The sequence below is a fragment of the Salipaludibacillus daqingensis genome, from assembly GCF_029891575.1.
Classification (GTDB): domain Bacteria; phylum Bacillota; class Bacilli; order Bacillales; family Salisediminibacteriaceae; genus Salipaludibacillus; species Salipaludibacillus daqingensis.
The window spans coordinates 178,683-203,352 of record NZ_JARZHF010000003.1; the positions used below are offsets into that span (position 1 = coordinate 178,683).

Annotated in this window: 23 protein-coding genes; 5 read left to right on the plus strand and 18 right to left on the minus strand. The window is 40.4% G+C overall.

Going from position 1 to position 24,670, the window contains the following annotated elements; genetic code table 11:
* Positions 1-199: 199 nt before the first annotated feature.
* Complete coding sequence (locus QDN89_RS07715) at positions 200-430, minus strand: hypothetical protein (RefSeq protein WP_280769533.1); 231 nt, start codon at positions 428-430, stop codon at positions 200-202.
* A gap of 174 nt (positions 431-604) precedes the next feature.
* On the opposite strand from QDN89_RS07715, the gene yyaC reads away from it, so the two are divergent.
* Positions 605-1,252, plus strand: coding sequence for a spore protease YyaC (gene yyaC, locus QDN89_RS07720; protein ID WP_280769534.1), 648 nt, complete (start codon positions 605-607; stop codon positions 1,250-1,252).
* Between the two features lie 153 nt (positions 1,253-1,405).
* Here the strand turns inward: yyaC and QDN89_RS07725 are convergent, their stop codons facing one another.
* Complete coding sequence (locus QDN89_RS07725) at positions 1,406-3,850, minus strand: amidohydrolase family protein (RefSeq protein ID WP_280769535.1); 2,445 nt, start codon at positions 3,848-3,850, stop codon at positions 1,406-1,408.
* 375 nt (positions 3,851-4,225) lie between these two features.
* Between QDN89_RS07725 and QDN89_RS07730 the strand changes: the two genes are divergently transcribed.
* Positions 4,226-5,158 (plus strand): AEC family transporter, encoded by a 933-nt coding sequence (locus QDN89_RS07730; RefSeq protein WP_280769536.1) that lies wholly within the window; start codon positions 4,226-4,228, stop codon positions 5,156-5,158.
* Positions 5,159-5,362: 204 nt separating this feature from the next.
* Here QDN89_RS07730 and QDN89_RS07735 read toward each other — a convergent pair whose 3' ends face one another.
* Together QDN89_RS07735 and QDN89_RS07740 are read right to left on the minus strand one after the other, a co-directional pair.
* The gene (locus QDN89_RS07735; RefSeq protein ID WP_280769537.1) at positions 5,363-5,812 is read right to left on the minus strand and encodes a hypothetical protein; all 450 of its coding nucleotides are present in this window, start codon (positions 5,810-5,812) and stop codon (positions 5,363-5,365) included.
* Positions 5,813-5,962: 150 nt separating this feature from the next.
* Positions 5,963-6,526 (minus strand): YusW family protein, encoded by a 564-nt coding sequence (locus QDN89_RS07740; protein ID WP_280769538.1) that lies wholly within the window; start codon positions 6,524-6,526, stop codon positions 5,963-5,965.
* A 196-nt stretch (positions 6,527-6,722) separates the two neighbouring features.
* On the opposite strand from QDN89_RS07740, the gene QDN89_RS07745 reads away from it, so the two are divergent.
* The gene (locus QDN89_RS07745; RefSeq protein WP_280769539.1) at positions 6,723-7,178 is read left to right on the plus strand and encodes a DUF2243 domain-containing protein; all 456 of its coding nucleotides are present in this window, start codon (positions 6,723-6,725) and stop codon (positions 7,176-7,178) included.
* 163 nt (positions 7,179-7,341) lie between these two features.
* Here the strand turns inward: QDN89_RS07745 and QDN89_RS07750 are convergent, their stop codons facing one another.
* The 5 genes from QDN89_RS07750 to pxpB form a co-directional block, all read right to left on the minus strand.
* Positions 7,342-8,316 carry an SDR family NAD(P)-dependent oxidoreductase gene (locus QDN89_RS07750; protein ID WP_280769540.1) on the minus strand — a complete coding sequence of 325 codons (975 nt, stop codon included), beginning with the start codon at positions 8,314-8,316 and terminating at the stop codon, positions 7,342-7,344.
* 161 nt (positions 8,317-8,477) lie between these two features.
* The gene (locus QDN89_RS07755; protein ID WP_280769541.1) at positions 8,478-9,053 is read right to left on the minus strand and encodes a TetR/AcrR family transcriptional regulator; all 576 of its coding nucleotides are present in this window, start codon (positions 9,051-9,053) and stop codon (positions 8,478-8,480) included.
* Between the two features lie 209 nt (positions 9,054-9,262).
* Entirely contained in the window at positions 9,263-10,237 is a 975-nt protein-coding gene (locus tag QDN89_RS07760) for a 5-oxoprolinase subunit C family protein (RefSeq protein ID WP_280769542.1), read from the minus strand.
* The gene (locus QDN89_RS07765) at positions 10,234-11,001 is read right to left on the minus strand and encodes a LamB/YcsF family protein (protein WP_280769543.1); all 768 of its coding nucleotides are present in this window, start codon (positions 10,999-11,001) and stop codon (positions 10,234-10,236) included. Before QDN89_RS07765 ends, QDN89_RS07760 begins: the two co-directional genes overlap by 4 nt.
* An 11-nt stretch (positions 11,002-11,012) precedes the next feature.
* A complete protein-coding gene (gene pxpB, locus QDN89_RS07770) occupies positions 11,013-11,738 on the minus strand; it encodes a 5-oxoprolinase subunit PxpB (protein ID WP_280769545.1) in 726 nt (241 codons plus the stop codon).
* Between the two features lie 357 nt (positions 11,739-12,095).
* Between pxpB and QDN89_RS07775 the strand changes: the two genes are divergently transcribed.
* On the plus strand, positions 12,096-13,259 hold the full coding sequence (locus QDN89_RS07775; RefSeq protein WP_280769546.1) for an iron-containing alcohol dehydrogenase: 1,164 nt from the start codon (positions 12,096-12,098) through the stop codon (positions 13,257-13,259).
* A 308-nt stretch (positions 13,260-13,567) separates the two neighbouring features.
* Here QDN89_RS07775 and QDN89_RS07780 read toward each other — a convergent pair whose 3' ends face one another.
* On the minus strand, positions 13,568-14,377 hold the full coding sequence (locus tag QDN89_RS07780) for an RDD family protein (RefSeq protein WP_342394368.1): 810 nt from the start codon (positions 14,375-14,377) through the stop codon (positions 13,568-13,570).
* 267 nt (positions 14,378-14,644) lie between these two features.
* Here QDN89_RS07780 and QDN89_RS07785 point away from each other — a divergent pair, with 267 nt between their 5' ends.
* Entirely contained in the window at positions 14,645-15,610 is a 966-nt protein-coding gene (locus QDN89_RS07785) for a stage II sporulation protein M (RefSeq protein ID WP_280769547.1), read from the plus strand.
* 65 nt (positions 15,611-15,675) lie between these two features.
* Here QDN89_RS07785 and QDN89_RS07790 read toward each other — a convergent pair whose 3' ends face one another.
* The 8 genes from QDN89_RS07790 to QDN89_RS07825 all read right to left on the minus strand — a co-directional run bounded on the left by QDN89_RS07790 (position 15,676) and on the right by QDN89_RS07825 (position 24,639).
* Positions 15,676-17,034 carry a DUF58 domain-containing protein gene (locus QDN89_RS07790; protein ID WP_280769548.1) on the minus strand — a complete coding sequence of 453 codons (1,359 nt, stop codon included), beginning with the start codon at positions 17,032-17,034 and terminating at the stop codon, positions 15,676-15,678.
* The gene (locus QDN89_RS07795) at positions 16,985-17,914 is read right to left on the minus strand and encodes an AAA family ATPase (protein WP_280769549.1); all 930 of its coding nucleotides are present in this window, start codon (positions 17,912-17,914) and stop codon (positions 16,985-16,987) included. The genes QDN89_RS07790 and QDN89_RS07795 overlap by 50 nt, the downstream gene beginning before the upstream one ends.
* Positions 17,911-19,044, minus strand: a complete 1,134-nt coding sequence (locus QDN89_RS07800) for a DUF4350 domain-containing protein (protein WP_280769550.1) — start codon at positions 19,042-19,044, stop codon at positions 17,911-17,913. The genes QDN89_RS07795 and QDN89_RS07800 overlap by 4 nt, the downstream gene beginning before the upstream one ends.
* A 7-nt stretch (positions 19,045-19,051) precedes the next feature.
* Entirely contained in the window at positions 19,052-19,699 is a 648-nt protein-coding gene (locus tag QDN89_RS07805; RefSeq protein WP_280769551.1) for a DUF4129 domain-containing protein, read from the minus strand.
* A 55-nt stretch (positions 19,700-19,754) separates the two neighbouring features.
* Entirely contained in the window at positions 19,755-20,663 is a 909-nt protein-coding gene (locus QDN89_RS07810; RefSeq protein ID WP_280769552.1) for a DUF7847 domain-containing protein, read from the minus strand.
* Positions 20,664-21,383: 720 nt separating this feature from the next.
* On the minus strand, positions 21,384-21,818 hold the full coding sequence (locus QDN89_RS07815) for a YusW family protein (protein ID WP_280769553.1): 435 nt from the start codon (positions 21,816-21,818) through the stop codon (positions 21,384-21,386).
* 473 nt (positions 21,819-22,291) lie between these two features.
* Positions 22,292-22,747 carry an antibiotic biosynthesis monooxygenase family protein gene (locus tag QDN89_RS07820; RefSeq protein WP_425335382.1) on the minus strand — a complete coding sequence of 152 codons (456 nt, stop codon included), beginning with the start codon at positions 22,745-22,747 and terminating at the stop codon, positions 22,292-22,294.
* Positions 22,748-22,797: 50 nt separating this feature from the next.
* A complete protein-coding gene (locus tag QDN89_RS07825; protein ID WP_280769554.1) occupies positions 22,798-24,639 on the minus strand; it encodes a Xaa-Pro dipeptidyl-peptidase in 1,842 nt (613 codons plus the stop codon).
* Between the last annotated feature and the right edge of the window lie 31 nt (positions 24,640-24,670).

The following is a 24,670-nucleotide window of genomic DNA, read 5'->3' on the forward strand; positions in this document are numbered from 1 at the left end:
TCACCCTTTTTTTTAGGAAGTGGCTTATACGCCCACACGACCCGATTATTATCGATAAAAATAAAAAAACAGAACAAAATCGTGAGAAGTTACTCACTCTTTTTTCTGTTTTCAGTCCTTCTATTGCTCATCTATCTTTCCTATCGGATAAAAAAATCGAATGTTTAGGTTATCACCTTATTTTTTCAAAAAAGATCGATTAATGTATGATTTGTCGGAAGTTCTTATATAGTTGGTCTAGTTCTAATTTCAGTTCATCCAATTGTATTTGTAATTGGCGCCGATCATCTAGTGACAGTGATTCTTGCATAGCTTCCTCAGCAATTGCCTTCATTTCGTGGAGTTTCTCTTCCAATGTATCATATCCTTCCTTTTGTTTTTTCACCCATTCTAGCTGATCCAAAAGGAACTTTTTCTCATCATTAGACATACAATCCTCCCCTTTTTTCGCAAGATTTATTTCACTTCAACTAGCGCTAATCATAGCATAAGAAGCATACATGTATGCTACCTGAAAATATATGATATAAACTACTTCCTATCTGTTCAATAATGCGTTATAATGAACAAAATATGTTCTATTTAACGAATGGAGGGAATGTATATGAACCATACTAATGAAGAAACGAATCAAATACAGAATAGATTTCCGATCACGTCACCTTTTGTAACTGGAAAAATCGTTAATGAATTGATTAGATTAATACCCGATCCTCATATGCCAATTGTTGTCGTTTGTATAGGCACCGACCGCTCTACAGGCGATTCGCTTGGACCATTAACTGGAACATTGTTAAAAGAAAGAAGACCAGAAAATCTTATTATTTACGGGACATTAGAAGAACCCGTACACGGAAAAAATTTAGCTGACTATTTAGCGTTAATTGACGAGAAACATCCTAATGCTTTTATCATCGCTCTCGATGCTTGTCTTGGACGTGCCACTTCCATTGGTACAATTATCGTTGGAAATGGTCCGTTAAAACCTGGTGCCGCTCTAAATAAAACCCTTCCGCCTACCGGAAATATTCACATTGCCGGCGTTGTTAATATTGGTGGTATGATGGAGTTTTTTGTATTACAAAACACACGACTAAATCTTGTTATGAAAATGGCTCGCAAGTTAAGTGAAAGTTTGAAAAGAACGGATCGACAAATCACCCGAAAAAAACAAGAGATGCCAGCACATAAACATAAAATAGCAGAAACGATTCTTTTTCCTACGAAACAAAGAGAAACGGAAAGAATATAAAATATACACGAAGCCTTTCATAATTCAACGACGAAATAAAAAAATGAAGCGCTAAGGAGTTATTCCATAACGCTTCATTTTTGTGATAGATCCCGCTGCGATTATTTAGCAACATGATGGTGGTGTCACTTTTTATTTTCAAGGTAATATATATCAGTCAAAATCACTGCGAATGACTTCACCTGGTAAAACATTTTTCTTAAGTCCTTCTTTTTCTTTCACAATTTGACCATTAATTAATACATAATCAACACCTTCTGAAAAACTCGCAACATTTTCTGGACTAGCCGTATCTGTTAGTTTTTCGTAATCAAGGATATTAATATCTGCATCCATACCAACTTGGAACCTTGCTTTCGTTTGCAATGCATGTGCGACATTTTCTAAACGTTCTGCAGAAAGGGTCGTCATCATTTGTAGTGCTTTCATAAAATGAATCGTTTCATTTTCTTTTACATATTTTCGATACGTTCGTGAAAACGTTCCTGATCCACGAGGGTGATTATTATAATCAGGTGGAACCATGATTGTATCACTACCGATCATTGCGTAATCAGGTAACATCGCATTTTTCACATCGTCTTCAGGAATCCCGTATGCAATTAACAACGTTCGCTCACTTCTATATTGATTAAACGTCTCTTCGGTTAATCTCTCCTCCGTATTCGCTACTTGTAGATCGGAGTAATCAAGCTGAAACCTTTCCAGAAAACCAGAATCGAATCGCGCTGTATTTGCCCATGTTGCCCAATAGTCATATGGGTAAAGGTCAATCGTAATGTCTAAGCCTTCTTCTCTCGCATCGTCAATCATACCGATTGATTGTTCCATCGAGAACGTTCCACCAGTACTGTTTATATGCTGCACCTGCACTGGGGCATCTAAGTCTCGGGCATAACCGATCACTTCTTCCAATGCGTCAATGTTCGTTTTCTCAGCAAACATGGTTGAATAACGAACGTGGAAAAAGGAAACTAAGTCATATTCTTTCCCAACTTCCATGATTGCTGTTATTTCTTCAGGTGTTGTTCCAGGATAATATTCTGGACTAAATGAGATTCCAATCGCTCCTTCACGAGCAGAACGATGGGTCATTTCTCGCATCTGTTCGATTTGCTCTTCATTCACTTCATCATGTGGCCCAAGGTTTAATTTCGTTCTCATATGAGAGTGTTGGATCGCGCCACCGAAATGATTAATCATCCCGCGATTTTCCAAATTATCAAACATACTTTGGAACTCAATTCCTGCTCCGTGCATCCCTAAATGAGTCGTTACGCCGTCCATTACTTTGAAATGTTCGCCACCGCCATTAGGATTAAAAGATAAAATATCAATGAACCCTGGGGTAACGATATTTCCTTCCGCATCAATCGTCTCTTCCCCTTCAATATCTTCGTTTGTAATCGCGGCAATTTCGCCACCATTTACACCTACATTATAGCCGAATTTGAACGTTTCTGTTTCAGGATCTACAACGATACCATCCAGAATCACGACATCATACGAAGAATGTTCTTCTGTCGCTTCCTCTTCAGACGTTAATTCGGATCCGAACGCTTCTTGGAAGTCTATTTTAAACAGTTGTAAGTCATCATTTGTTTCACTCGCAAAAATTAATTCGTTATCATTCGTCCAATCAGGTGCATAACTTTGTCCACTTTCTTCTGTCACCATCCACTGTTCATCATTAGTGACGTGATACGTAGCAATTGCTTTGCCCTCATCTTGAACAGATTCTGTATACGCTAATAATTGGCCATCTTTTGACCAACTAGCTTCCCCAGCATGTTTCCCTTCACTTGAAATGCGCTGTTTACTATTTTCAGTTGAATCATAGAGCCATAATTGTTGTTCTTCCTCACCTTCCTCATACATCGTAAATGCATAATGGTTTCGGTCAGGGGATACAGCAACTTCTTCTATCATTAACTCATTTTCATTCATCCCATCCACTTGAAAAATATCCATTGGTGCGTCGAATGAGGAATTATTCATTCTCACTGTCGTCTTCGTTGGATCACTTGGAAGGAGTTGTGCATAAAACCACTGGTTCTCAAATGCAGTTACCGACACATTGCTAATCATCTCTTCGTCGAATGTATGCAATTCTTCCTTCTCTCCTGAATCGACGTCATATGTTACAAGTTGCCATGTCCCATTTTCTTTTACATTCATGACGACTTGGTTCGTCTCAGGATCCCACGTAATCGAAGGAGTCGATCCCTCATCACTATTGGAAAAGTCATCAATAACCGTTATTTCTTCCATTTCATTTGCGATGTTTCCGACGGATAGTTTGAAGTTACTTCCTTGATCATCCTTTGATAAAAAGGCAACCTTCTCCCCATTAACTGCTAAATCAATGATGTCAGCAGATACCGGAATAATGTCCTCAAAGCCAGAAACAATCAACGGATCCAATTCATGGTCTTGATTTAATGTGTTTTGTTCTGAGTTTTGATTGCCATCTATATTCGTATTAGTATTAGACCCTGTTTCTGTATCGTCAGATAAAAACGTTAACCCCGTAAATATTAAAACGGCTACGATCAGTCCAATCGCCACGTATCTTATTTGATATGTATTTACTAACATTTGTCTTCCCCCTTGATGATTACATATCGATTTAAAAACAATAGGTTAATCTTTTATATTCCTTTATAATCGATCTAAAAAAATATTAGAAGACATAATAAAAGCGTCTAGTTGTAAACTAGATGCCATCTAGTGAACTATTGCTTAAAACCTCGCATTATAACTATATTATAGTATAAATATGGACAGAATTACATGAATTTATTACCATATTTCATGGATATTTGTTGAAAGGAAGGATAAATCGTCATTTCTTCCCACCGTTCTCCTCTTTCTATTATTTTGCTTGGAAGATTCCTACTTTTTCATTTACAACCGTAACGAAAATAAGTAGGCTAAACAAAGAACCTTACTTTTCTTTGAAAGGACTTTCCTATGGATGTAACCATTGTTGCCACTTCCATTGCTGTCATGGGGATCATCATTGCTTTGGGGATGTTTTTTGCTGCCAAAGTACCGATTACAGTGGAAGTAAAAAAAGCACTCATATTGATCATTTTAAATATTGCTGTCCCGTCGATCATTCTTAATGGTGTTTTCAATACAGAAGTCACGGACCAACTGTTAAACCAAGCAATCACGATTTTTGCCATATCGATCGTGTTTCATTTAGGCGCCCTATTGTTAGCATGGGCGATCGCTAAAGTATGTCGGTTTGAATCTGTTTTCGCCAAAAAAATGACGATCTTAGCTGCACTCGGTAACACGGGATTCATCGGGATTCCTCTTTGTGCTGCCATCTTCGGTCCAGTTGGTGGACTGTTGGCAGCGATTTTTGATGCAGGGTTAGATTTAATCTTGTTCACCGTTGTCATTTATATGCTTCAGTCTGGAAACGCCCTGTCTCTTAGGCAAGTGTTGAAATCATTCATCAACATCCCACTCATTGCTGTGATAGTCGGATTAAGCTCCGCCATGATTGGATTCACACCACCAGAATTCACGAAACAATTAACAGGTCATCTCGCCGGACTTGCTGCTCCATTAGCGATGCTCTATATCGGAATGCTCCTGTATGGCTTGTTCAAAAAAACTGGATTCACCGTCTATAAGCAGATTTGGTTCCCATTAGGCGTTCGCTTATTTATGATTCCCTTAATCACCATGTTTGCCATTTCTTTAACGAATCTCGATGACTTAATCAAAAATATCGTCATCATCTTGGCAGCGATGCCAACCTTCACATTATCGGCCATCTTATTCTCACGTTACACAAATGACGAAGAAACAGCTGTCATGACAATCGCCTTTTCCACGATTCTTTCTTTATTAACGATTCCACTTATCTCGTATTTGTCCACATTTTAGAGGACACGTGCGAGATATGTTTATTCTTAGTATTGCAGTAAGTAGGCCTCGTTCTTCTCAGTTTCTGCCGAGCGAATGCTTCTTGACTGCAAACAAGATGAAAACCCAGCTAAGAATGAATGCTGGGTTTTTAATAGTATCAGCTTCAGGGAAGAAGCCGAGAACTCCCCCCATATAACCATTTCCCCCGCCAAAACCGAATAATTACGTCACATTGTCACTCTCTTCCGCAAACTCTGCTAATTCATAGGCATCAAAAACTGTGAATAAACTATCATCATTGCTTTTTCCTGTAAAAATATTATTGTTTCCATAAATAATGGCTAACTGATCCGAGATTTCATTTAGTTCCGCTTCCGTGTAAGTTGCACTTTCCAATTCATTGGTTTCTTGTCCATTTATTTTTTTATGTAAAACATCCACTTCCATTTGAACTGAATCTATGTCAAGGAACGACATTAATAATTGACTATTTTCGTTACTAATAGTTGTGGTCGTTTCTTCATCTATCTCTATTTTTTGCAAAGAGGATGCATATTCCCCTTCATCCTTTTTCTGCTCCTTTAGTAATAAACCATCTGATTCTTCTGTTGTTTGTGTTGCAATTCCAATCGCCATCACCCACGAAAGAAGCGACAAACTGATTTTTTTCATAAGTATCTCCCTTTCTTAGCTCCGTTACGGCTTTACTAGAACGAGTATAGCAATTAAATATGAACCTAACATGAACAGAAAAACACGCAGAAAGCATCTACGTGTTTTGTTTTAAATTTATATATAGCGATGTCTCTTATAACACCTATATTATTCGTCTTCTGCTTCTAATTCATCATCATCGTTAAACTCGATTTCTACTTCTAACTCATCGTAGTTATCGTCTAATTCGAAAACATCAATAACGGCAGAGAAGATTTCATCTTCGCTACTGTCAGCCGTCAAATCAAGTTCCGGCAACTTACCTTCTAACTCGTCTAACGCTTCTTGACCTTCCATTTGAATATCTGATCCATCTCTTGAATCTTCTATTTCTGCTTCAGGTTGACCATCGTTATATTCATATTCTACTTCATATTCTCCATCCGCATATTCCACATCTAATTCAAACTCATTAAAGTTTAGATCTTCATACCATGAAGCACTCGTTTCATTTTCTTGATTATTCTCCGCTTCATTTGTGTTTGTTTCTGTGTTATTGCCTATATCGTTTGTTTCCTCGTCATCATTCATATCGTCGTCCATCGAGTTGTTGTCAACAGTATTTCCAGCACCATTATTATTTTCTGGAGCATCATTGTTTTCATCTGATCCACAAGCTACGAGCGCCATGGATAAAAATACTGTTGCTGTTGATAAACCAAATTTTTTCATGTTGAATCCTTCCTTTCTATGCGTTAAAGCTATGTGCTTAGGAAGTTTTCCCACATAAGTTATTGCTTAAACTAGCAAAAATTCTACTTTTCTTTCAATTAAATTCTATAAAACTCATATATATGTTTATAAGCTTTCCTACCTGGCTACTATGAAACTATCTAGCTTCATCATTTATAAAGGAGAGAAGCAAAAAATGACAATTCAAACGAGAACGAAACTATTAACAATAGGAAGTTTTATATTAGGGTTTGGCTTTTTGGGAGCGCTGGACGGCATTATTTTTCATCAAATCTTACAATGGCATAGCGTTATTATGGAGACCGATCGAACATCACAAATTGTCAGTGATGGCATCTTCCATCTTGCAACAACACTTACGCTTGTCCTTGGAGGAATATTATTGTGGTTAGCGGGGAAACCTACGGATCTATCAAATGGGGTAAGAAAACTAGTCGGATATTTTATGATTGGTGGAGGAACATTTAATCTCATCGAAGGGATTATCAATCATCACATATTAGCAATCCATCGGGTCAGGCCCGCTGCCGATAATCCCCTTGCCTATGATCTTGCTTTCTTAGCGTCAGGCATTGTTCTCATTGTCATTGGTCTACTCCTAAAACCAAATAAATGGAAGAAGGAGGCGTAAAACTCATGTATCGCATCATAAGTTTCATCGTCATTTTTACATTTGTGGCAACGACTTTGCACTTTTATTATGATAGCCGACATGACCATTCCGAGTCCGAGTACGAGTCACACGAACACAACGCCGAAGCCTATCTCATCGACATTTCGGCGTCACACGCAACTCACCCAACCGGTTCTTTGTCTTTCAAAATACGGTAACTTTCCGTTAACTCTTCGCTTAAGTTCCACACCTTTTCCATGACTTGTTTATTTTCAGCATACGAAGAATAAACGTCCCTGCCAAGTACTTGTTTCATATTTTTCACAAAACCAGGATATTCCGCAGGGGCAGGTTGCATCACTTCTAATTTATCATTGAAAAGCTTTCCCGTCGTTTCCTTGAAATCATCCGACGTGCAAATAGCGAAGTATTTACTAGCCATATATGAAGGCTCCGGAAAAAAGAGATTTTGTACGTAAGCAATTTCCCTCCACCCGTGTTTTATATTTTTTAACGTACGTTTGGACATCTTAGCCCCGTTGATTTGTAATGCATTCACCTTAATCCCGTCATCTTTAAATTCTTCCGCCATTTTAAACGTCAGCATCAACAACGCCATTTTCGATTGGCAATACATTTTATACACAGAATAGCTTTTCTTATCTTCTATTTCCCCTTGTAACTTATCAAACTCAATTTCTTTTTTCGGATCAAAAAATTCCTTAATAATATTACTTCCAGCGTGAAGAATTCTCGCATCATTCGACTTCCTCAACACATCTAACAATAAAGACGTCATTAAAAATGGCCCAAACACATTCGTCGCAAACGTTATTTCAATATTGTCAGGACTCAACTTATGCTCCGCTCCATGTTTGAAATACGCAGCATTATGAATCAGAATATCCAACCGATCAAACGCCCCTTTAAACTTCTCACAAAAACAACGAATCGACTCAAAAGACGACAAATCCACTTCCATCAACGTCACCCGGTCATGATGAGACTTAGCAATGATTTCCTCCTGCACTTGCCGACTATACTCCAAGTCCCGACACCCCATCACAACCGTGAAACCCTCCATTGCAAACTTCAACGCCGCATCCTTCCCAATCCCCGAATTAGCACCCGTAATCATAACCACTCGTTGTTCCATCTTTCCCCTCCCCTTTCTTTTCAAAAATCTCGTTTAGTTGTGTCGCACAATCAACAAATAACCACCATATATATGGACATCTCGTTTGCGAATGTTTCCATATTCATATACTACTAAGCATGCGCACCGCGCGAGGGTGGGCATCTCACCGCACAAAATCGTTACATCGTTTCTTTACGAAGTCGAGTAGAGCGAATCACATCGTCAGACATGCTGTCCAACATCTCAATCAAGTTCTCTTCACGCAATCCTTCCGGAAGTGAATCGTTCGCGATTAAAACAGTTAACCCTGTTTGGAAGATTTTCATCTTTAGTAAAATACTTCTTAATTCCTCCTCTGTAAATCCTTTAAGATCGGGATCCTCCTTCATTAATTCCACAAGATCGTCGCCTATTTCTTCATCGTAGTCGTACGAATATTTATTTTTATTGAAAGTTAACTCTCTAAACAGAACGCTATACTCCTTAGCAAACTTCAAACTAGCAATACCAATATCGCGAAACGGGCTACCTGAATTTTGTTCTCGCACCATTTCATGACTAATCGTAAATACCTTTTGTATCACATCATTTATTAATTCATCCACATCTTGAAAATTAACGTAAATGGGAGCAATCGAACTGCCTAATTTCTCGGCTACTTTTCTTATCGTTATGCTATCCATACCTTCCACTCGCGCAATATCAAACGCCGCATCAACGATTTGCTGTTTAGAAAACTTCTTTTTAGGTGCCATAACACTTCTCCTATTATTAAAATTTCACATGATATATATCAACTGTTCTATATAATAATTATATGCGATATCTTGCTAATGTAAACACATATATTTTGTCAAAACTCTGAACTTGAGGAGAGAATGAAAAATGGGACTCCATTACAATGTTTTTTCACACAAAAAAAAGACATCGACACGTATGATGTCGAAGCCTTCCCTTATTTTTTCTACTGTTGAGTAGAACTTCCAACTCCTAGTGACAATTGAAACAAAGCTTTTTCTCTATTTCGTAACAGTTGTTCGGCTTTTTCGATACTAATAGATTGAAAACGAATTTTTCCGCCAGGGGCTTGTTGGGCTAGTCGTGGTAAATCCACCGAAATTACCGTACCGATTCGAGCATACCCACCAGACGTTTGCCGGTCAGCTAGCAAAATAATTGGCTGTCCGTTTGACGGTACTTGAATCGTTCCCATCGTCACCGCATCCGATAAAATATCTGCTGTTTCTTTATGTTCGATGACAGGACCCAACAATCGATACCCCATCCTGTCTACGTCTCTCGTACATTCATATTCACCTGAGTAAAATGTCTCTAGCCCGCTTTTCGTAAACGCTGTTTCATCAGGACCACCAATGACACGAATTGGCTGAGAACTAATGTAATCTGGCAATAACTCTCTAGAAACGACGAGTCCAGCAACCTTTTGCAAAACTTCTTTAGAAGATGGTCTGCCATTTAGAACATCCCCTTTTTGCAACTCCCTGCCTTCTATTCCTCCCATTTTCGCTTTTACATACGTGGACTTACTGCCAAGTAACGGTTCAACTTCTATGCCACCATTCACCGCCACATACGCCCTCATTCCATGTTCTGGCTTGCCGAATGAGAGTACTTGACCTTTTTTGACGTACACCGACTTCCACGGAGGTATCCGTTTATCATCTAACGAAGCGGATAAATCAGCTCCACCAATGGCTAATACTGTATCTGCTAAAAATTCGATATGAGGACCCATCATCGTCACTTCCAACGCTGCATCTGACTCTTCATTTCCAACTAAAATATTCGCTACTCGAACGGCAAAAGAATCCATTGCTCCAGACACAACGATGCCATATTGCTGATACCCTGTCCGTCCAAGATCTTGAATCGTTGTCATTAACCCCGGTTTTTCTACTTTCAATAAAGGTGTACTCATGATTTTTCACCGATAGCGCGAAGAGTTATCCCTTCGTTCACAAGAGAATCACGGAGGTTTTGCACAAATAATAATGCACTAGGCTCGTCCCCATGGACACAAATCGTATCGGCTTGCAGCGGAATGATCGATCCATCCACAGCGGTTGTTTTCCCCTCCTTCACCATGCCGATCACTCGAGAAACGGCTTCATCCACTTCTTTCACCATCGCATTCGGATCGGTTCGGGGTGTTAACGTTCCATTCGGTTGATACGTCCGATCAGCAAAAACTTCATTGGCGACTTTTAAGCCGATTTTTTCCCCAGCTTTCACTAACTCTCCTCCAGACAGTCCGAACAAGTAGAGGTCAGGATTACTATCATAGACAGCTTCAGCAATCGCTTCTGCCATTCCTTTATCCACCGTTGCCATGTTAAAAAGCGCGCCATGAGGTTTCACATGTTGCATTTTCACATCATTTAGGTCGCAAAATCCTTTCAACGCACTCATTTGATAAACGATAAAATGATAAATATCGAGCGGGGTCGTTTGAATGTTCCTTCGTCCAAACCCTAATAAATCGGGAAAACCAGGGTGAGCACCGATTCCCACACCTTTTTCTGCTGCCAATTTTACCGTTGCTGCCATCACATTATGATCCCCAGCATGATACCCACAGGCAATATTTGCCGAAGTGACTAACTCAAGCACCTTTTCGTCCATGCCAATTTTATAGGCGCCGAAACTTTCCCCTAAATCGCTATTTAAATCAATGTTATACATCTTTTCCCCTCCTATTCCTTCACAATTTCGTCATCAATCTCATACGTTTTTGCCACTAGTTGACGTCTTATTTCCTCATATTCATCTAAAGAAATCGAGCGAAAACGGACGTGATCTCCTGCTTCGAATAGAGAAGGGTTTTCTCTTTTTCCATCATATAACACAAGCGGTGTTCGGCCTATGACTTGCCATCCCCCTGGTGTATCAAGTGAGTAAATCCCCGTTTGCTCTCCGGCAATTCCAACAGAACCTGCCGGCACAAGGGAACGTGGATTTTCAAGACGTGGAGTGGCAATTTCTTTAGACATCCCGCCCATATATGGGAAGCCAGGAGTAAACCCGAGCATATAGATGAGGTAATCTCCATTTGTATGAATCTTGATCACTTCGTCTACTGAAAGTTGATGATATTTCGCTACTTCTTCCAGATCAGGGGCAAATTTTCCTTCATAACAAACGGGAACGATCACTCGTTTTGCCGGTGGAAGGTCCATTTCTATCAACTGAGTCAATAGTTCCTCCATTTTTTGGACGATCTTAGCATATCGTATTTCCGTAGGCTTATAATAAACCGTCACAGCTGAGTAACTCGGCACCCACTCGATCACTTCATCTAATTTGCTCTTTTTTAACAATTCGCAGAAGGCGCGAATTGCTCGATTTGTCTCTTTTGAAATCGTCTCTCCAAAAGCGATCCTAATCGCTTGATCACCCACCGGCGCAAAACGTTGCTCCATGTTTGTTTGCACCTCCTCATACTAAATTTCGCATTCGTTAACTTAACAATGCCACAGGCTGACATAAGATTGCAAAAAGATTTTTACTTTTTGTGTGGTCTGCCGAGGTTGTTCGCGCTTTTTTAGCTCGGGTGCGCGCGCATTTCGATGTTTCGCGCTCGGGTTTAGCTCGAGTGCGCGCGCTGCACCCAAACAAACGCCAAATATGGTAATCCTATTCCAACCAAAAGATCACTTCAGTCGCTATCCCTCTCTCCTTTTCGTGAACAAAACTAAGTAGCATGACCTTCATTCTTTATCTTATTGAACATTTGGTTTAACCTAGAAGAGAGTAGATAATATGGCGGAGGCGATAAGATGGAGAATTTTGTGTTTCAAAATCGGACGAAGGTTATTTTTGGGAAAGATCAAGAGCAAGTTGTTGGCCAAGAGGCAGCATTTTTCGGCAAAAAAGTGTTACTTCATTATGGTGGTGGAAGTATTAAGAAAAGTGGCTTATATGACACTGTCGTGGAATCACTTAAAGAAGAAGGCGTTGAAATTGTCGAGCTTGGCGGCGTCTTGCCAAACCCACGAGTGAGTCTCGTTCGCGATGGCGTCAACCTTTGTAAAGAACACCAGATTGACTCGATATTAGCTGTTGGTGGCGGCAGTGTGATTGATTCCGCGAAGGCAATAGCAATTGGGGCCCATTACGACGGGGATGTTTGGGATTTCTTTGACGGAAAAGCGGAAGTAACAGACTGTTTACCGATTGGAGTTGTATTGACGATTCCTGCTGCTGGGAGCGAAACGAGTGGAGGAAGTGTCATTACAAACGAAGACGGCGCATATAAGCGAGCCGTCGGGCATGACAAGATGAGACCAGAATTTGCGATTTTAAATCCAGTTTTAAGCTATACGCTACCGTCTTATCAAACGGCTTGTGGTGTGACAGATATGATCTCACATATTTTGGAACGATATTTCACAAACGAAAAAAACGTTGAGTTAACAGACCGTTTATGTGAGGCGACATTGAAGACAATTATTAACAACGCCCATACAGTAATCGATGAGCCAACAAATTATGCTGCGCGAGCAGAAATTATGTGGGCTGGAACGATTGCCCATAACGATTCGTTGAGCACCGGTAGAGTTGGCGATTGGGGAAGTCATGATATTGAACACGAGGTGAGTGGCATTTATGACATCACCCATGGCGCTGGACTAGCGATCATCTTCCCTGCTTGGATGAAATATGTATATAAACATGACGTGAATCGTTTTGTTCAGTTTGCTAATCGCGTTTGGGATGTGGAGATTGATTTAAATGACTTGGAAAAAACAGCGTTGAAAGGCATCCAAAAAACAGAACAATTCTTCAGTTCTATTGGTATGCCTGTTACGTTGAGTGAAGTGGATATTGATGATAAACACTTTGCCGAAATGGCGAAAAAATGCACAGAAAAAGGGCCAAAAGGTAATTTTGTTCCGCTGCATGAAGAAGACGTATTTAATATTTATGAATTAGCTAAATAGTTGATAAGACCTCGCCCGGTGGCGAGGTCTTATTTTTGATTGGTGCACTGGCACTAATCCTGTTACAGCTCTAGCGCGCGCGCTTTTCCGATGTTTGTGCGCGCTTTCAGCTCTAGTACGCGCGATTTTCTGATGTTTGCGCGCGTTTTCAGTTCTAGTGTGCGCGCTATTCCGATGTTTGCGCGCGTTTTCAGCTCTAGTGCGCGCGTTTTTTCGATGTTTGCGCGCGCTTTCAGTTCTAGTGTGCGCGTTTTTCCGATGTTTGCGCGCGTTAAACCTAATATATTCCAGCCAAAACCTAAATGTATCTACAATTCATAATCCCATTCTTCTTTCATATTTAAATACAGAGCAAGCAGCATTTTTTCCAAGTCGTCATTTGTTTTCCTATCCATTTCGACGCCCAGTTTACCTAGCAACGTATCGGCCATTTGAGTCGTTAAATTGTTTCTTTCAGCTTCAGTTAAATGGAAAATTCGCTCACTGTATGCCTTGATGAGATGCCACTCTTTGTTTCCTAACGACTTCAGTGCCCACTCGTCTACTGGAAGGTCTTGTTTCGTAATGTGTCGAGCAAATAATTCCTTTTCAAGGGGAGAAAGCTTTTTCCTTTTTTTACGGCTTTTTTCATGAACGACAATTGTCCCCGCAGCTAAATCTCCTAGACGTTTATGAGTTGGATGAGCAAAAATCATGATCATTCCTAATAAATAACTAGCTGGCAAAGAGTCCACGATGCGAAGTAAATTACGTATGAAGCTAGAGAGAAGCGTGATGCTGTGACCATTTTCTTGAATGACCCTGACTCCGATCATTTTCTTTCCGATCGTTCTGCCACCTGTAAAATATTCAAGAACAAAAAAGTATCCCCAATTAATTAAGAAGATCACTACGATAGCAATGGCTACGGGGGCCAAAGGGGAATCAAACATCATGAATAATCCGTCGAAGCCTCCCATACTAAAAAATGCAATCACTAAGACAAGCACATTTACAGTCATCAAAATAAGTTGATCTATGATAAATGCGACGGACCGACTTCCTAGTCCTGCCGGTTGAAATTGTAACGAAACAAATTCGGGCGTTTTTACGCTCACTTTTTCGCCAGTCATACTCATTTTCTCCCCTCCTTTGATTGGATAAAATTAACTTTAATGATACGATAAGAAAGAATGAGGTTAGTAGGTTATTAGTTATGTTTATCCGAATACTTGAATAGCGAGAGACACGTCCTGTCTATTCTCAAATATCATGATTCAGCATCGAAGAACTATTATTTTTACAAGCCTTGAATCATCACGTTCCTTTTAAACGGTTAAGAAACCTTACCATTTCTAAACAAATAAATTCAGCTCATACTCTTCCTAAAAAAAGAAGGTGAAAACGTGAAAGTCACGCAATTTGTTCAACAACATCGCGATGATTGGAAAAAGTTAGAACAACTGGTCGCCACGATGCACAAGAAACGAAAAAAGCTTGCTGGAAAAGATATTGAACAGTTTCATAAGTTATATCAAAAAACAGCACAACAGCTTTCTTACAGTCAGACTTATTTTGAAAACGAAGAAGTAACGTCATACTTAAACGGTCTTGTGGCGAAATCTCATAATCTACTGTATAAGGATCAATTATCTAGTATGAAACAATTAGGCCATTTTTTTACGACCGCATTTATCGGTTTACTTGCCGAGCAGTGGCGCTTCGTCGTTGCTGCCATGGTTCTGTTTACGATTGGCGTCGTTGGTAGTTTCATTTCTGTTTACAACGATCCGCTTCACTTGTATTCTATTCTTCCTGCGGACATCGCTCAAGCAACCGATCCTGAGCGACTTGGTGAAGGGGCAGGTATGATGGACGCCTCGCTCATGTCGGCTAGTATTATGACGAATAATATTCAAGTGGCGATCATGGCTTTCGCCGGTGGCCTTCTTTTCGGAACGTTAACGGTGTATATTTTAGTTTTTAACGGCATTATTGTCGGTGGTCTCGCGGGCCTGTTTTGGCACTATGAGATGACGTATGAATTTTGGGCGTACATCGTTCCCCATGGAATGATTGAGCTCGCAGCGATTTTCATTGCCGGTGGTGCTGGACTATTAATGGGCTACAAGCTGTTTGTGCCAGGAGAATTTACACGAATGTATCAACTGAAAGTTCATGCGAAACGATCCGTTCAGCTTTTACTCGGTACGATTCCGTTGTTCGTCATTGCAGCGGCGATTGAGGGATTCATTACGCCTGCCGCCATTTCGCTTGAAGCAAAATATGCGGTCGCGATTATCACCGTTGTTGGACTCATCCTTTACGTGATGATCGGAAATGCGTTACTGAAAAAACGAAGTGTTTCTTAATGAACATCAAAGCCAGTCGCGTCTGCAAACGTAAGCCGTCGCGAATGGCTTTCTTTATGCCTTCACTAAAGCAACCCACGGTTCATCATATGAATATAGTAAGAGACAGCGGTGCTTGCTAATTTTTCTTCTTTCGCCTCAATCATTTGTAATCCTTGTTTCTCCCACTTTACTTTCTCTCGTTTTGTCGTGAGCAGCTGGTTTTGCGCCATGCTTTTTACCATTGCTGTTTGCACGTCAACCGGTGCTTCCTTTCCTTTTGATAGCAAGCTCTCGTCTTCGATTCCAATCATAAAAAACAAGTGTCGCTTTCTAAGTCGTTTCAAGTAGACGAGGGCACTCTCTTCATGAAGGAACGTGCGGACATCGCTGAACAACAAAATGAAACTGCGCTTTTTTTGTACCGTTTGCAAATAATGCAGTACTTCTGCATAGTTCGATTCTGATTCATCTGCCTGCAGATCGTAAATGGAATGAATGATCGTTTGTAAATGAGCCATTCCTTTCGCAGGTGGAACATAGACGTGCACGTTTTTGGAAAAGGCAATGACAGAAACGTAATCGCCTTTTTCTAAAGCGGCCGCCGTTACCGTCAACGCCGCTTCTAAACTTCGTTCTAATCGGTTCCCCTTTTTCAACTCAGCACCCATCATTCGACCGCAGTCGATTAAGATGGTCATATATTTCCCATGTTCTGGTTCATATTCGTTTGTCATCACTTCTTGTAACTTTGCCGTTTGCCGCCAGTTGATCTTTCGCGGATCATCTCCTGTTACATAATTACGGATCTTGGCGAACTCGCCAACGGCACTTTGCTGTTTGCGAATGTGGACGCCTTCATATAACAAATACCGTTGCGCATTTTCTAAATAATCCTTCGTGGACGTTAAATCGGGAATCACACTGACAGTATCTTCTAACGGAACACTTCTTTGTTTTTCCCAAAGACCGAGTCGACCCGAGTAGCGAACATATAACTGCTTGATCGAGTACTTCCCCCTTACTGGTGCCAACGTATCGTAAGAGATGACTGCATTTGTTCGTTCTCCCACTGTTGTTTTTAGTGGAAACGGTCGCTCGAACGATTGAGGTAGTCCGTCAATGAAGCGACAGTGAATCGGATGTGACGAGTGATTTGTCATGTCGATATCTACGGAATAAGAAAGACCTCGTTCTAGTTTCTGAGGAATCGCCCGTGAGAACTGTAAGTCGTTTTTTTTCGGCAAAAATAACAGTTCGACGAATGACCCAAGAAAAACCACGCTATTTATCATGAAAATAAATGGCCATGAGATTCCTGCAAAGGTTCCTAGGAAAAGCAACATAGACAAACCTGCCATCACGAAGAGCAACCGCTTCGTCGGGATGATACCTCTATCGCGGAACAGTAACCGCTCCCACCAGTTCATTGATAATTTGGTCAACAGTAGCCCCCTCCAATTCCGCATGCGGAGATAGTTGAATGCGATGCCTTAGTGCTGGTCTCGCAACCATTTTAATATCATCGGGCGTCACGTAATTTCGACCAGCGATATACGCCCAAGCTTTCGCCGCTTTGCCGATGGAAATGGCGGCTCTTGTGCTTGCGCCATAACGAATCGTATCTCCTTCACGCGTTTTTCGAACGATTTGCATCGTGTAGTTTAAAATATCGTCACTGATCGTGACGGATTCGATTTCTTTACGGATGGATAAGAACGACGCCATATTGAGCACAGAATCTGTCTCTCCTGATTCAAACGTGTCTTCCAACATTTCCTTTAGTACTTGCTGTTCTTCCTCAAAGGTTGGGAAGTCAATGTAAAGTTTGAATAGAAACCTGTCTTGTTGTGCTTCTGGTAAAGGATACGTCCCTTCAAACTCGATCGAATTTTGCGTCGCGACGACGAAGAACACATCATCTAACTGATACGTTTCTCCGTGGATCGTCACTTGCTTTTCTTCCATTGCTTCTAGAAGCGCCGCCTGTGTTTTTGCTGGCGTTCGATTGATTTCATCGGCTAGTAAAATATTCGTGAAAATCGGGCCTTTGACGGTTTGAAACGAACTTTCCTTCATGTTAAAAATCGTGCTTCCTGTGATGTCACTTGGTAATAAATCTGGTGTAAATTGAATTCGCTGAAATGTTCCACCAAGAAGGCGAGCGAGCGTTCTGACCATTTGTGTTTTTCCTGTTCCAGGAACCCCTTCTAATAACACATGTCCTCCAGATAACACTGCGGATAAAAGCAGTCTTACGTTCGTTCTTTGACCTAAAATTCGTCGATCATATTTTTCTAGTAGCGCTGTTAGTTCCTCGTTCATGCTTCTTCCACCTCTTTCCGCAGTCGATCGATCTTTTTCGACCACAAGACATACTCTTGTTTACTTATTTTCGGTTTGCTAAACACGTTCGTGAACTCTTTCGAAAAAGCATCCCTCTCTGTTTTTGATAAGGATGATTTTTGTTCCAATTGAACAGCAATTTCTCGCCAGTTTTTATCAAAAGGAATGCCCCAGCGTTCTTGCATGAGACTTTTCACGTAGTCTTCTTGGATTTTCAATGATTCATGAAAGCGACTGTCTTTCGCTCGCAAATACCAGGCAGCAAGGGCTTGAACCCCTTCATCGCTGAAGCGAACCGACTCTTCTCGTGGGAAAAAAATCGGGCCAAATCGCTTGCCTTTGTACCAAAGCCAAAGAAGGGTGATGAATCCTCCTTGGAATAACAGGATTAAAAACCACATCGGATAAAGGGTCGCAATCGTTGGAGAACCGCCATGAATGTAATCATCAAAGACGATCTCTTCGTTTTGCCAGCCTTCTTCAATGAGCGATAAAACAAGTTCTGTATGATCGTTGTCGAGGATCGCTCCGTTTATCAGCCAGTCTGGTGAATTGGCAACGATGACCTCTCCTTCACCGAGAGTCCGCTTCACTGCTTTGATCCCTACCTCATCAGAGAGCAAGACAACATCTTCCTCCGTTGGTTCGAATCGAATCGGAGATGTGACGACTCCCGTGTACTCTGAACCGTCTGCTAATTCCACTGTTCCTTCTTCATTTATAATGAATGGTTCTTGTTCCGAGGAAACGCCAAACATATCAACTGGATTTTCGATAAATAATAAAATCGTATTTCCTGCTTCTGCAAATTCTCGATATTCCACCATGTCTTGTTCTGGAGGAATAAAATGTGGGGCAACCATAATTAATAACTGATCCTCATCTGTTTTTGGTAGAAAAGAAGGTTCATGAGACCACCTGCTTACAGAACCATACTCCTCGTCCAAATATGTATAGATCGCCTTCACACCTGTTGGCGATGGCGAATCAGACAAATATGGCGGGTACTCCGCTGGCTGCCCGGACGCATTCATATAACTAATGACAAATAAAAATAGGAAAACAAGAACCCAAAGCCAAGTCCGTTTTTTTAGAAACGCAGATCCCAAGATGATCTCACCCCTCCTGCGTTGTGTCGTTTGTATCGTGTTGCGTGTCTAACCAAGTCATGGTTTCTTTTCGATAGTGATCAAATTCTTGTTTCGTTACCGTTCGTTTGCCGTATGTGATTTGATCAAAGAAAAGCACAAAGTGATAAAAGAAGTCTGCTGCATTTGGATTCATGCTTCGCAGTTCTTCATAATACTCCCAGTTCGTTTTCCACACTTTCGCTTCTAACCAACGAATGTCATGAAAATAGAGAAGGAGCGCCAAAAACAAATGGCGAGATGCTATCGTGTATTCTCCTGCTTGCTCTTGTTCAGACGATGCTTGTAAATGATGGTGATACGACCAATCGATTTCCCTCATCTGTTCAAGAGGTTTCGTGTCACGATACATTCTTTTCCTTCTAGCCCCTTGACCAACTTTGATGAGAATAAATACGAGCAAAACGACGAGAAGGAGAACAAGTAAGGTAGCAATGATGGCCCCAATTCCTCCACCACCTGCCCCTATCGTTAAACTGCCTAGCAAGTCGTCCATCCATGCCAACACATTGTCGATAAGTGCTTGGAGGAAACCTTGGGAATCATCTTGATACGCTTGGTATTCTTGGTCGTTCATGATTTCTTCAATCTTTTGTCTTGCATCATTATTTGCCATCACATTCTCACCTGCTTTCCTCTCGACGTTTGGTTTTTTTCAATTGCCACGCGTTTTATTGTTCTTTATTGTAATCATCTAACATATCTTTGACATCGTCGCCGTCGTGCCGAGTTTTTAAATCAAAGAACATGACCGCATACCCGACCGTAAAGAGGATTGTTGTAAATAATAACACGAGACTATTAATCAATGACATTAATACACTATTACCTAAAAACGCCGCAAAAGTTGCTTCCATCGCAAATGAAATCACACCGATAATGAGCGACAAGACAATATATAAACCAAATAATGCCCACGTACGATTTTGTGATAATCTCCAACTTCTTCCGAACCCTGGAGAAACTTTATCAATCACAACGGAACCGAAATAAAAGCTTAATCGTGTTGCAATTAATCCAAAAAATAGTAAAAATCCTAAAATAATAAACAAAATCATAAAGAAGATCGACACAAACCCATCGGCCATAAACGTACCAGATGCGATGACGATGATTGGAACAATAAACATTCCGATGATGATTAAGAAAAATAAAATGTTGCTTCCTAAAATCGGCCAAAAGCGGGAAAAGGCTTGTTTAATGACCGATCCAACCGTGTACTCTTCGCCTTTTTTAAGATGGTTTACGACAATGAGAACGGAAGCGTAAGCAATCGGATAAATGAAAAGACTAATGATTGCCAATAGAGAAAGCCATAAACCACCTGCCATCTCGGCTGCTACTGCCCCTTCCCCTTCATCAAAACTGTTCATGATTCGTTCAAACCAATTATCACCTGCAGCAGTCTCCCGAAAGAAACTCATTCCGTAAGCAAACTGAACGAGTGCTTCAAGAAGAATAATCGGTCCTAATAAAATCAAAAATATTTTCGCAAAATCTTTGAATCTACTTTTACTTAAATGAAACGTATGATCGAGAATTTCTCCAAACCCTTTCGGCTCATTAAACGACTTTTTCACAACTACCAACCTCCATTTTTTGTTGTTAAATATTGCGGATTTCTAAAAATGTAGAAAAACTTTGTGCCTCATCACCTATTACATGCATACTGTACATTTTTTCCTATGACACAGGACCAATCACTTAACCAAATCATCTATTACTATGTAATACAAGCAATGCACATGAATACGAATAAGCTAATGTGACTATTTTAACATTAATTAGGTGATAATTGGTGATTAAGGTGGTTAACGGGGACGGTTCGAGACCAGTGAAAAAGTGTTATATTTTCAGAAACGTTATTAAAATTATAAGGTGAGCCGCATAAAGAGGTTGATGAGCCCTGCGCAAACTCGCTTTCCGCGGAGAAGTCGTCAAGCCGCTTCGGGCTTTCCCTGCAGGGTCTTGACTGACTTCCTTTTCCGCAGGAGTCTCGCTTGCTCCAGTCTCATCAACTACCTCTGTAATAAGTCAAATTGGATTGTCATGCATTTTAATATTGGTAAATTGACTTTTTCAGCAGTCCCGGACGGTTCTCATTCGGCATTCGTAGTTATCGTTTTGGTGAGGGCTAGCTCTAACACAAACAATTAAGTATGAATGTCTCGTTTTTTCTAATCAATTCAAAAGCACTGACTTTTCATCAGTGCTTTACCAATGACCTATGTATTTTTAATTGAATCCTCTGGAACACTGTTTTTTGGGGGAATCATTAGTCATCTTCAACTTTTGTATCCCTAATCCTCCACTTCTAATTCTTTTTCAAAAAACTTAATTCTTACTTTTAATTCTTCATAAACTTCATCTAATTCAAATGCATTAACGACTTCAGCAGTAATTTCCTCATCCGAGCTTTCATTCGTAAGTTCTATTTCAGGCAACATCTCTTCAAGCTCGTCCAATGCTTCATCGCCTTCTTTTATTTCTTGTTTATCTCCACGAGTATCTTCTATTTCCGCCTCTGGTTCGCCATCGTTATAGTCATACTCCACTTCGTATTCGCCGTCTTCATACTCAGCATTCAAATCTAACGTTTCAAAATTTAATTCTTCATACCACTCTTCACCTTCTGCAGCACCTTCACTTTGTTCATTTCCTTGCTCTTCCGTTTCACAGGCAAAAAGACTTGCTAAAAGTATAAATGACAACCCTTGTAGCCATATTTTTTTCATCCACTCATCAATCCCTTCAAAAAAGCTGTTACGTTATTTTAACCATTTTAGAAGGAAATAACCGTGATAAGTGGATGATAAATGTGATAAATGGGGACGGTTCTTATGCATCATTTATCGTCGTCATTAAAAATCATTCACTCTCCAACTATCTATTTTAATAACCCGAAAACAAGATTTACTTTTTTACTAGTTATCGCTTCGTTTTTTTATTCATATTCCCTGTGCTTCTAGCAAAAAACAAAAAGAAGTAACTTAGCATAAACATTACGTACATAAATCCCCCGATTAGACCGATTCATTTCTCTTTCCTTCGATCAATCGCTCCAATCATCTATTCATACTTCCTGAGCTTCTAACACCAAAAAAAAAAACAACCCATCGGCTGCTTATTCAGATTTGTGATCAAGGATGGATCTATTTATCATAGCGTGGCAAGTATACTACTATGCAAACTAGAGACTTGCCTTTTATCACGTAGCGACTACTTCGTATCTTCTTACGATCGGTTTGATCGATGCTAATTCTTTATCTGGGTATTTCTTCTCTAGATCATGAATTTGTTTAAACTGGTCGCTTTTAACCCAATCCAAATAACTGTCTTTATTCTCCCACTCCATGACGACGGTTAGTTCTTCTCGCTTCAATTCATTTTGTATTAGTTTAAATGATATAAATCCTGGTGCTTCGTCCACAAGTCGGGACCGATTTTGGTACAAGCCAATAACCTCAGCTTCTTTTCCTTTAGGAATGGTTACAATGGAATGAACGATATACATTTCTTCCCCTCCATCTATTAAAAAATAGGAAATACGACTAATAACTCTTTTGTTAATCTTAACAAAAAAGCACATTTTTGCAACACGAGAACCGTCCCCATTCGGCACTATTAAAAGAGACTGACCATAGTAGCCCAGTCTCTTTTGCAATCTATTATTTTCCCTGAGATGTCTCATAAAGAGCTTTTCATATGAACACCTTACTCAATAGCATCCTTCCCAAAGACAATTGGTAGTGTTAGGTGGCTTCTTGCGGGTGTCAACGTTACTTCCGTCTTGGTTAATGGACGAATCGTGTGATCACGGTCACTCGCCATCACAACGACGCCAATACGAGAACCTTCATTAAACACATAATCATGTGGTTGCATGTCCCATTCAAAAGTATAATCTCTACCTGGGACTATACTTATCGAACGATCAGCTCCGTGGATATTTTGTGCATCCATCCAACCACGTGTGACGATCGTTTGCGATCCGTCACTTTCATATTCTACTAGAAAAGCAGTTAAGTTAGACACAGGCTGATCAAGACTAGCTCTAATATTAATTTCTGGTGAACCACTCATATGAACTGGCTCAGCTAACACGTCTGTCGTGTATGCGAGACGATTATCATGAGTCGTATCCGGATTTGTTACGAGTGTATTCGGATTCGTAGTTGGTGCATCTGTTAACGTCTGTTTGTTATTTGGTTGATTACGAACAGGTGACGTATGGAGAGATCCTGTTCCTTCACTTTCCGGTTGGAAATAGAATTTCGTAGATTGCATATCTACATGTGGCCAATCTTCTTGTTTCTGCCACGAGTTATCTTCTCTTTGCACATCGACCTTTGGTTCTTCCATAATGTCATTCTCTAAACCATAAAGCCAATAGTCATACCATTTGTGTTGCGTTTCTGTCCAGTTGTTTTGATTTCCAGCACCACTGTGCCCTCGATTGTGCAGCCACATTTTTCGTGGAACATCTTGCTCACCAATTGCATCCCACAGTTGTGAGAATTGTTTTGTTCTTACATTTCGATCATTTAAACCATGAACGATGAAAACACTTGCTTCAATATTTTTTACATCATTTAAGTAATTGCGATCATCCCAAAATTCATTATAATCACCTGTACTACGGTCCTCATCCTCAACCATTTCTTCAAGAACAGGATCACAGACAGCACTGTTTTCACGTGTTGTAACAGCATCAGCTAAGACACTAGCATCCTCTCCTTGATAACCACCAGGAGCGACAACAGCACCGTTTGCACGGAAGTAGTCATACCAGTTGCTAATCGCAACGACAGGTACAATCGTTTTCAATCCTTCGACACCTGTTGTTGCTGCAGCAGTAGCTAATGTTCCATTATAAGATGCCCCGGTCATACCGACATTTCCTGTTGACCAATCTGCAAAAACCTCTTCCCCGTCTAAGTTAAATGCTCTTGCATCTCCATTTAACCAATCGATCACTGCGACTGTACTTAAAGTTTCTTGGAAGTCTCCAGAAGTGGCACAACCCGTTGAACGACCACTACCAATCCCCTCTCCTAAAACAACAGCATATCCTCTTGGCACATAGTAGTTTGCCAGTGCTCCCCTAACTTGTCCAGACGTAAAAGGTTTACCTCCGCCATTTCCTCGACCATAGCCATTTCCAGGATGTGGGACAGGCTCCAGTTCTACATCTACATCAAAAAAATTGAGGGCTCTTAAACCAGCACGATAAGGACTCATTTCATAGATAACTGGAACTTCTATCCCTGGTTCAGTATTCGGTCTCATGACTTTTACCGAGACAAGATCTAATTCACCTGAATTGTCACTATCTATCGTTGTTTCGACCAATAGGTTTTCAACAATGGCATCATCTGTATCATAGATAGGCGCTGTTTTCCCACCCTCTAACTCAATAGATGTAGAATCCCCTCCAGTTTCAGGGATAGTTCCGTTTAAAGGTAAATCGCTTGTACCTTCTGCAGAGATCGATGGTGATAGTAAAGAAAACATTAAAGCAAAACTTAGTCCTGTAAGTAATGATGTTCTTTTCAAATGATTAGCCTCCCTTTTTATTGAGAAAATC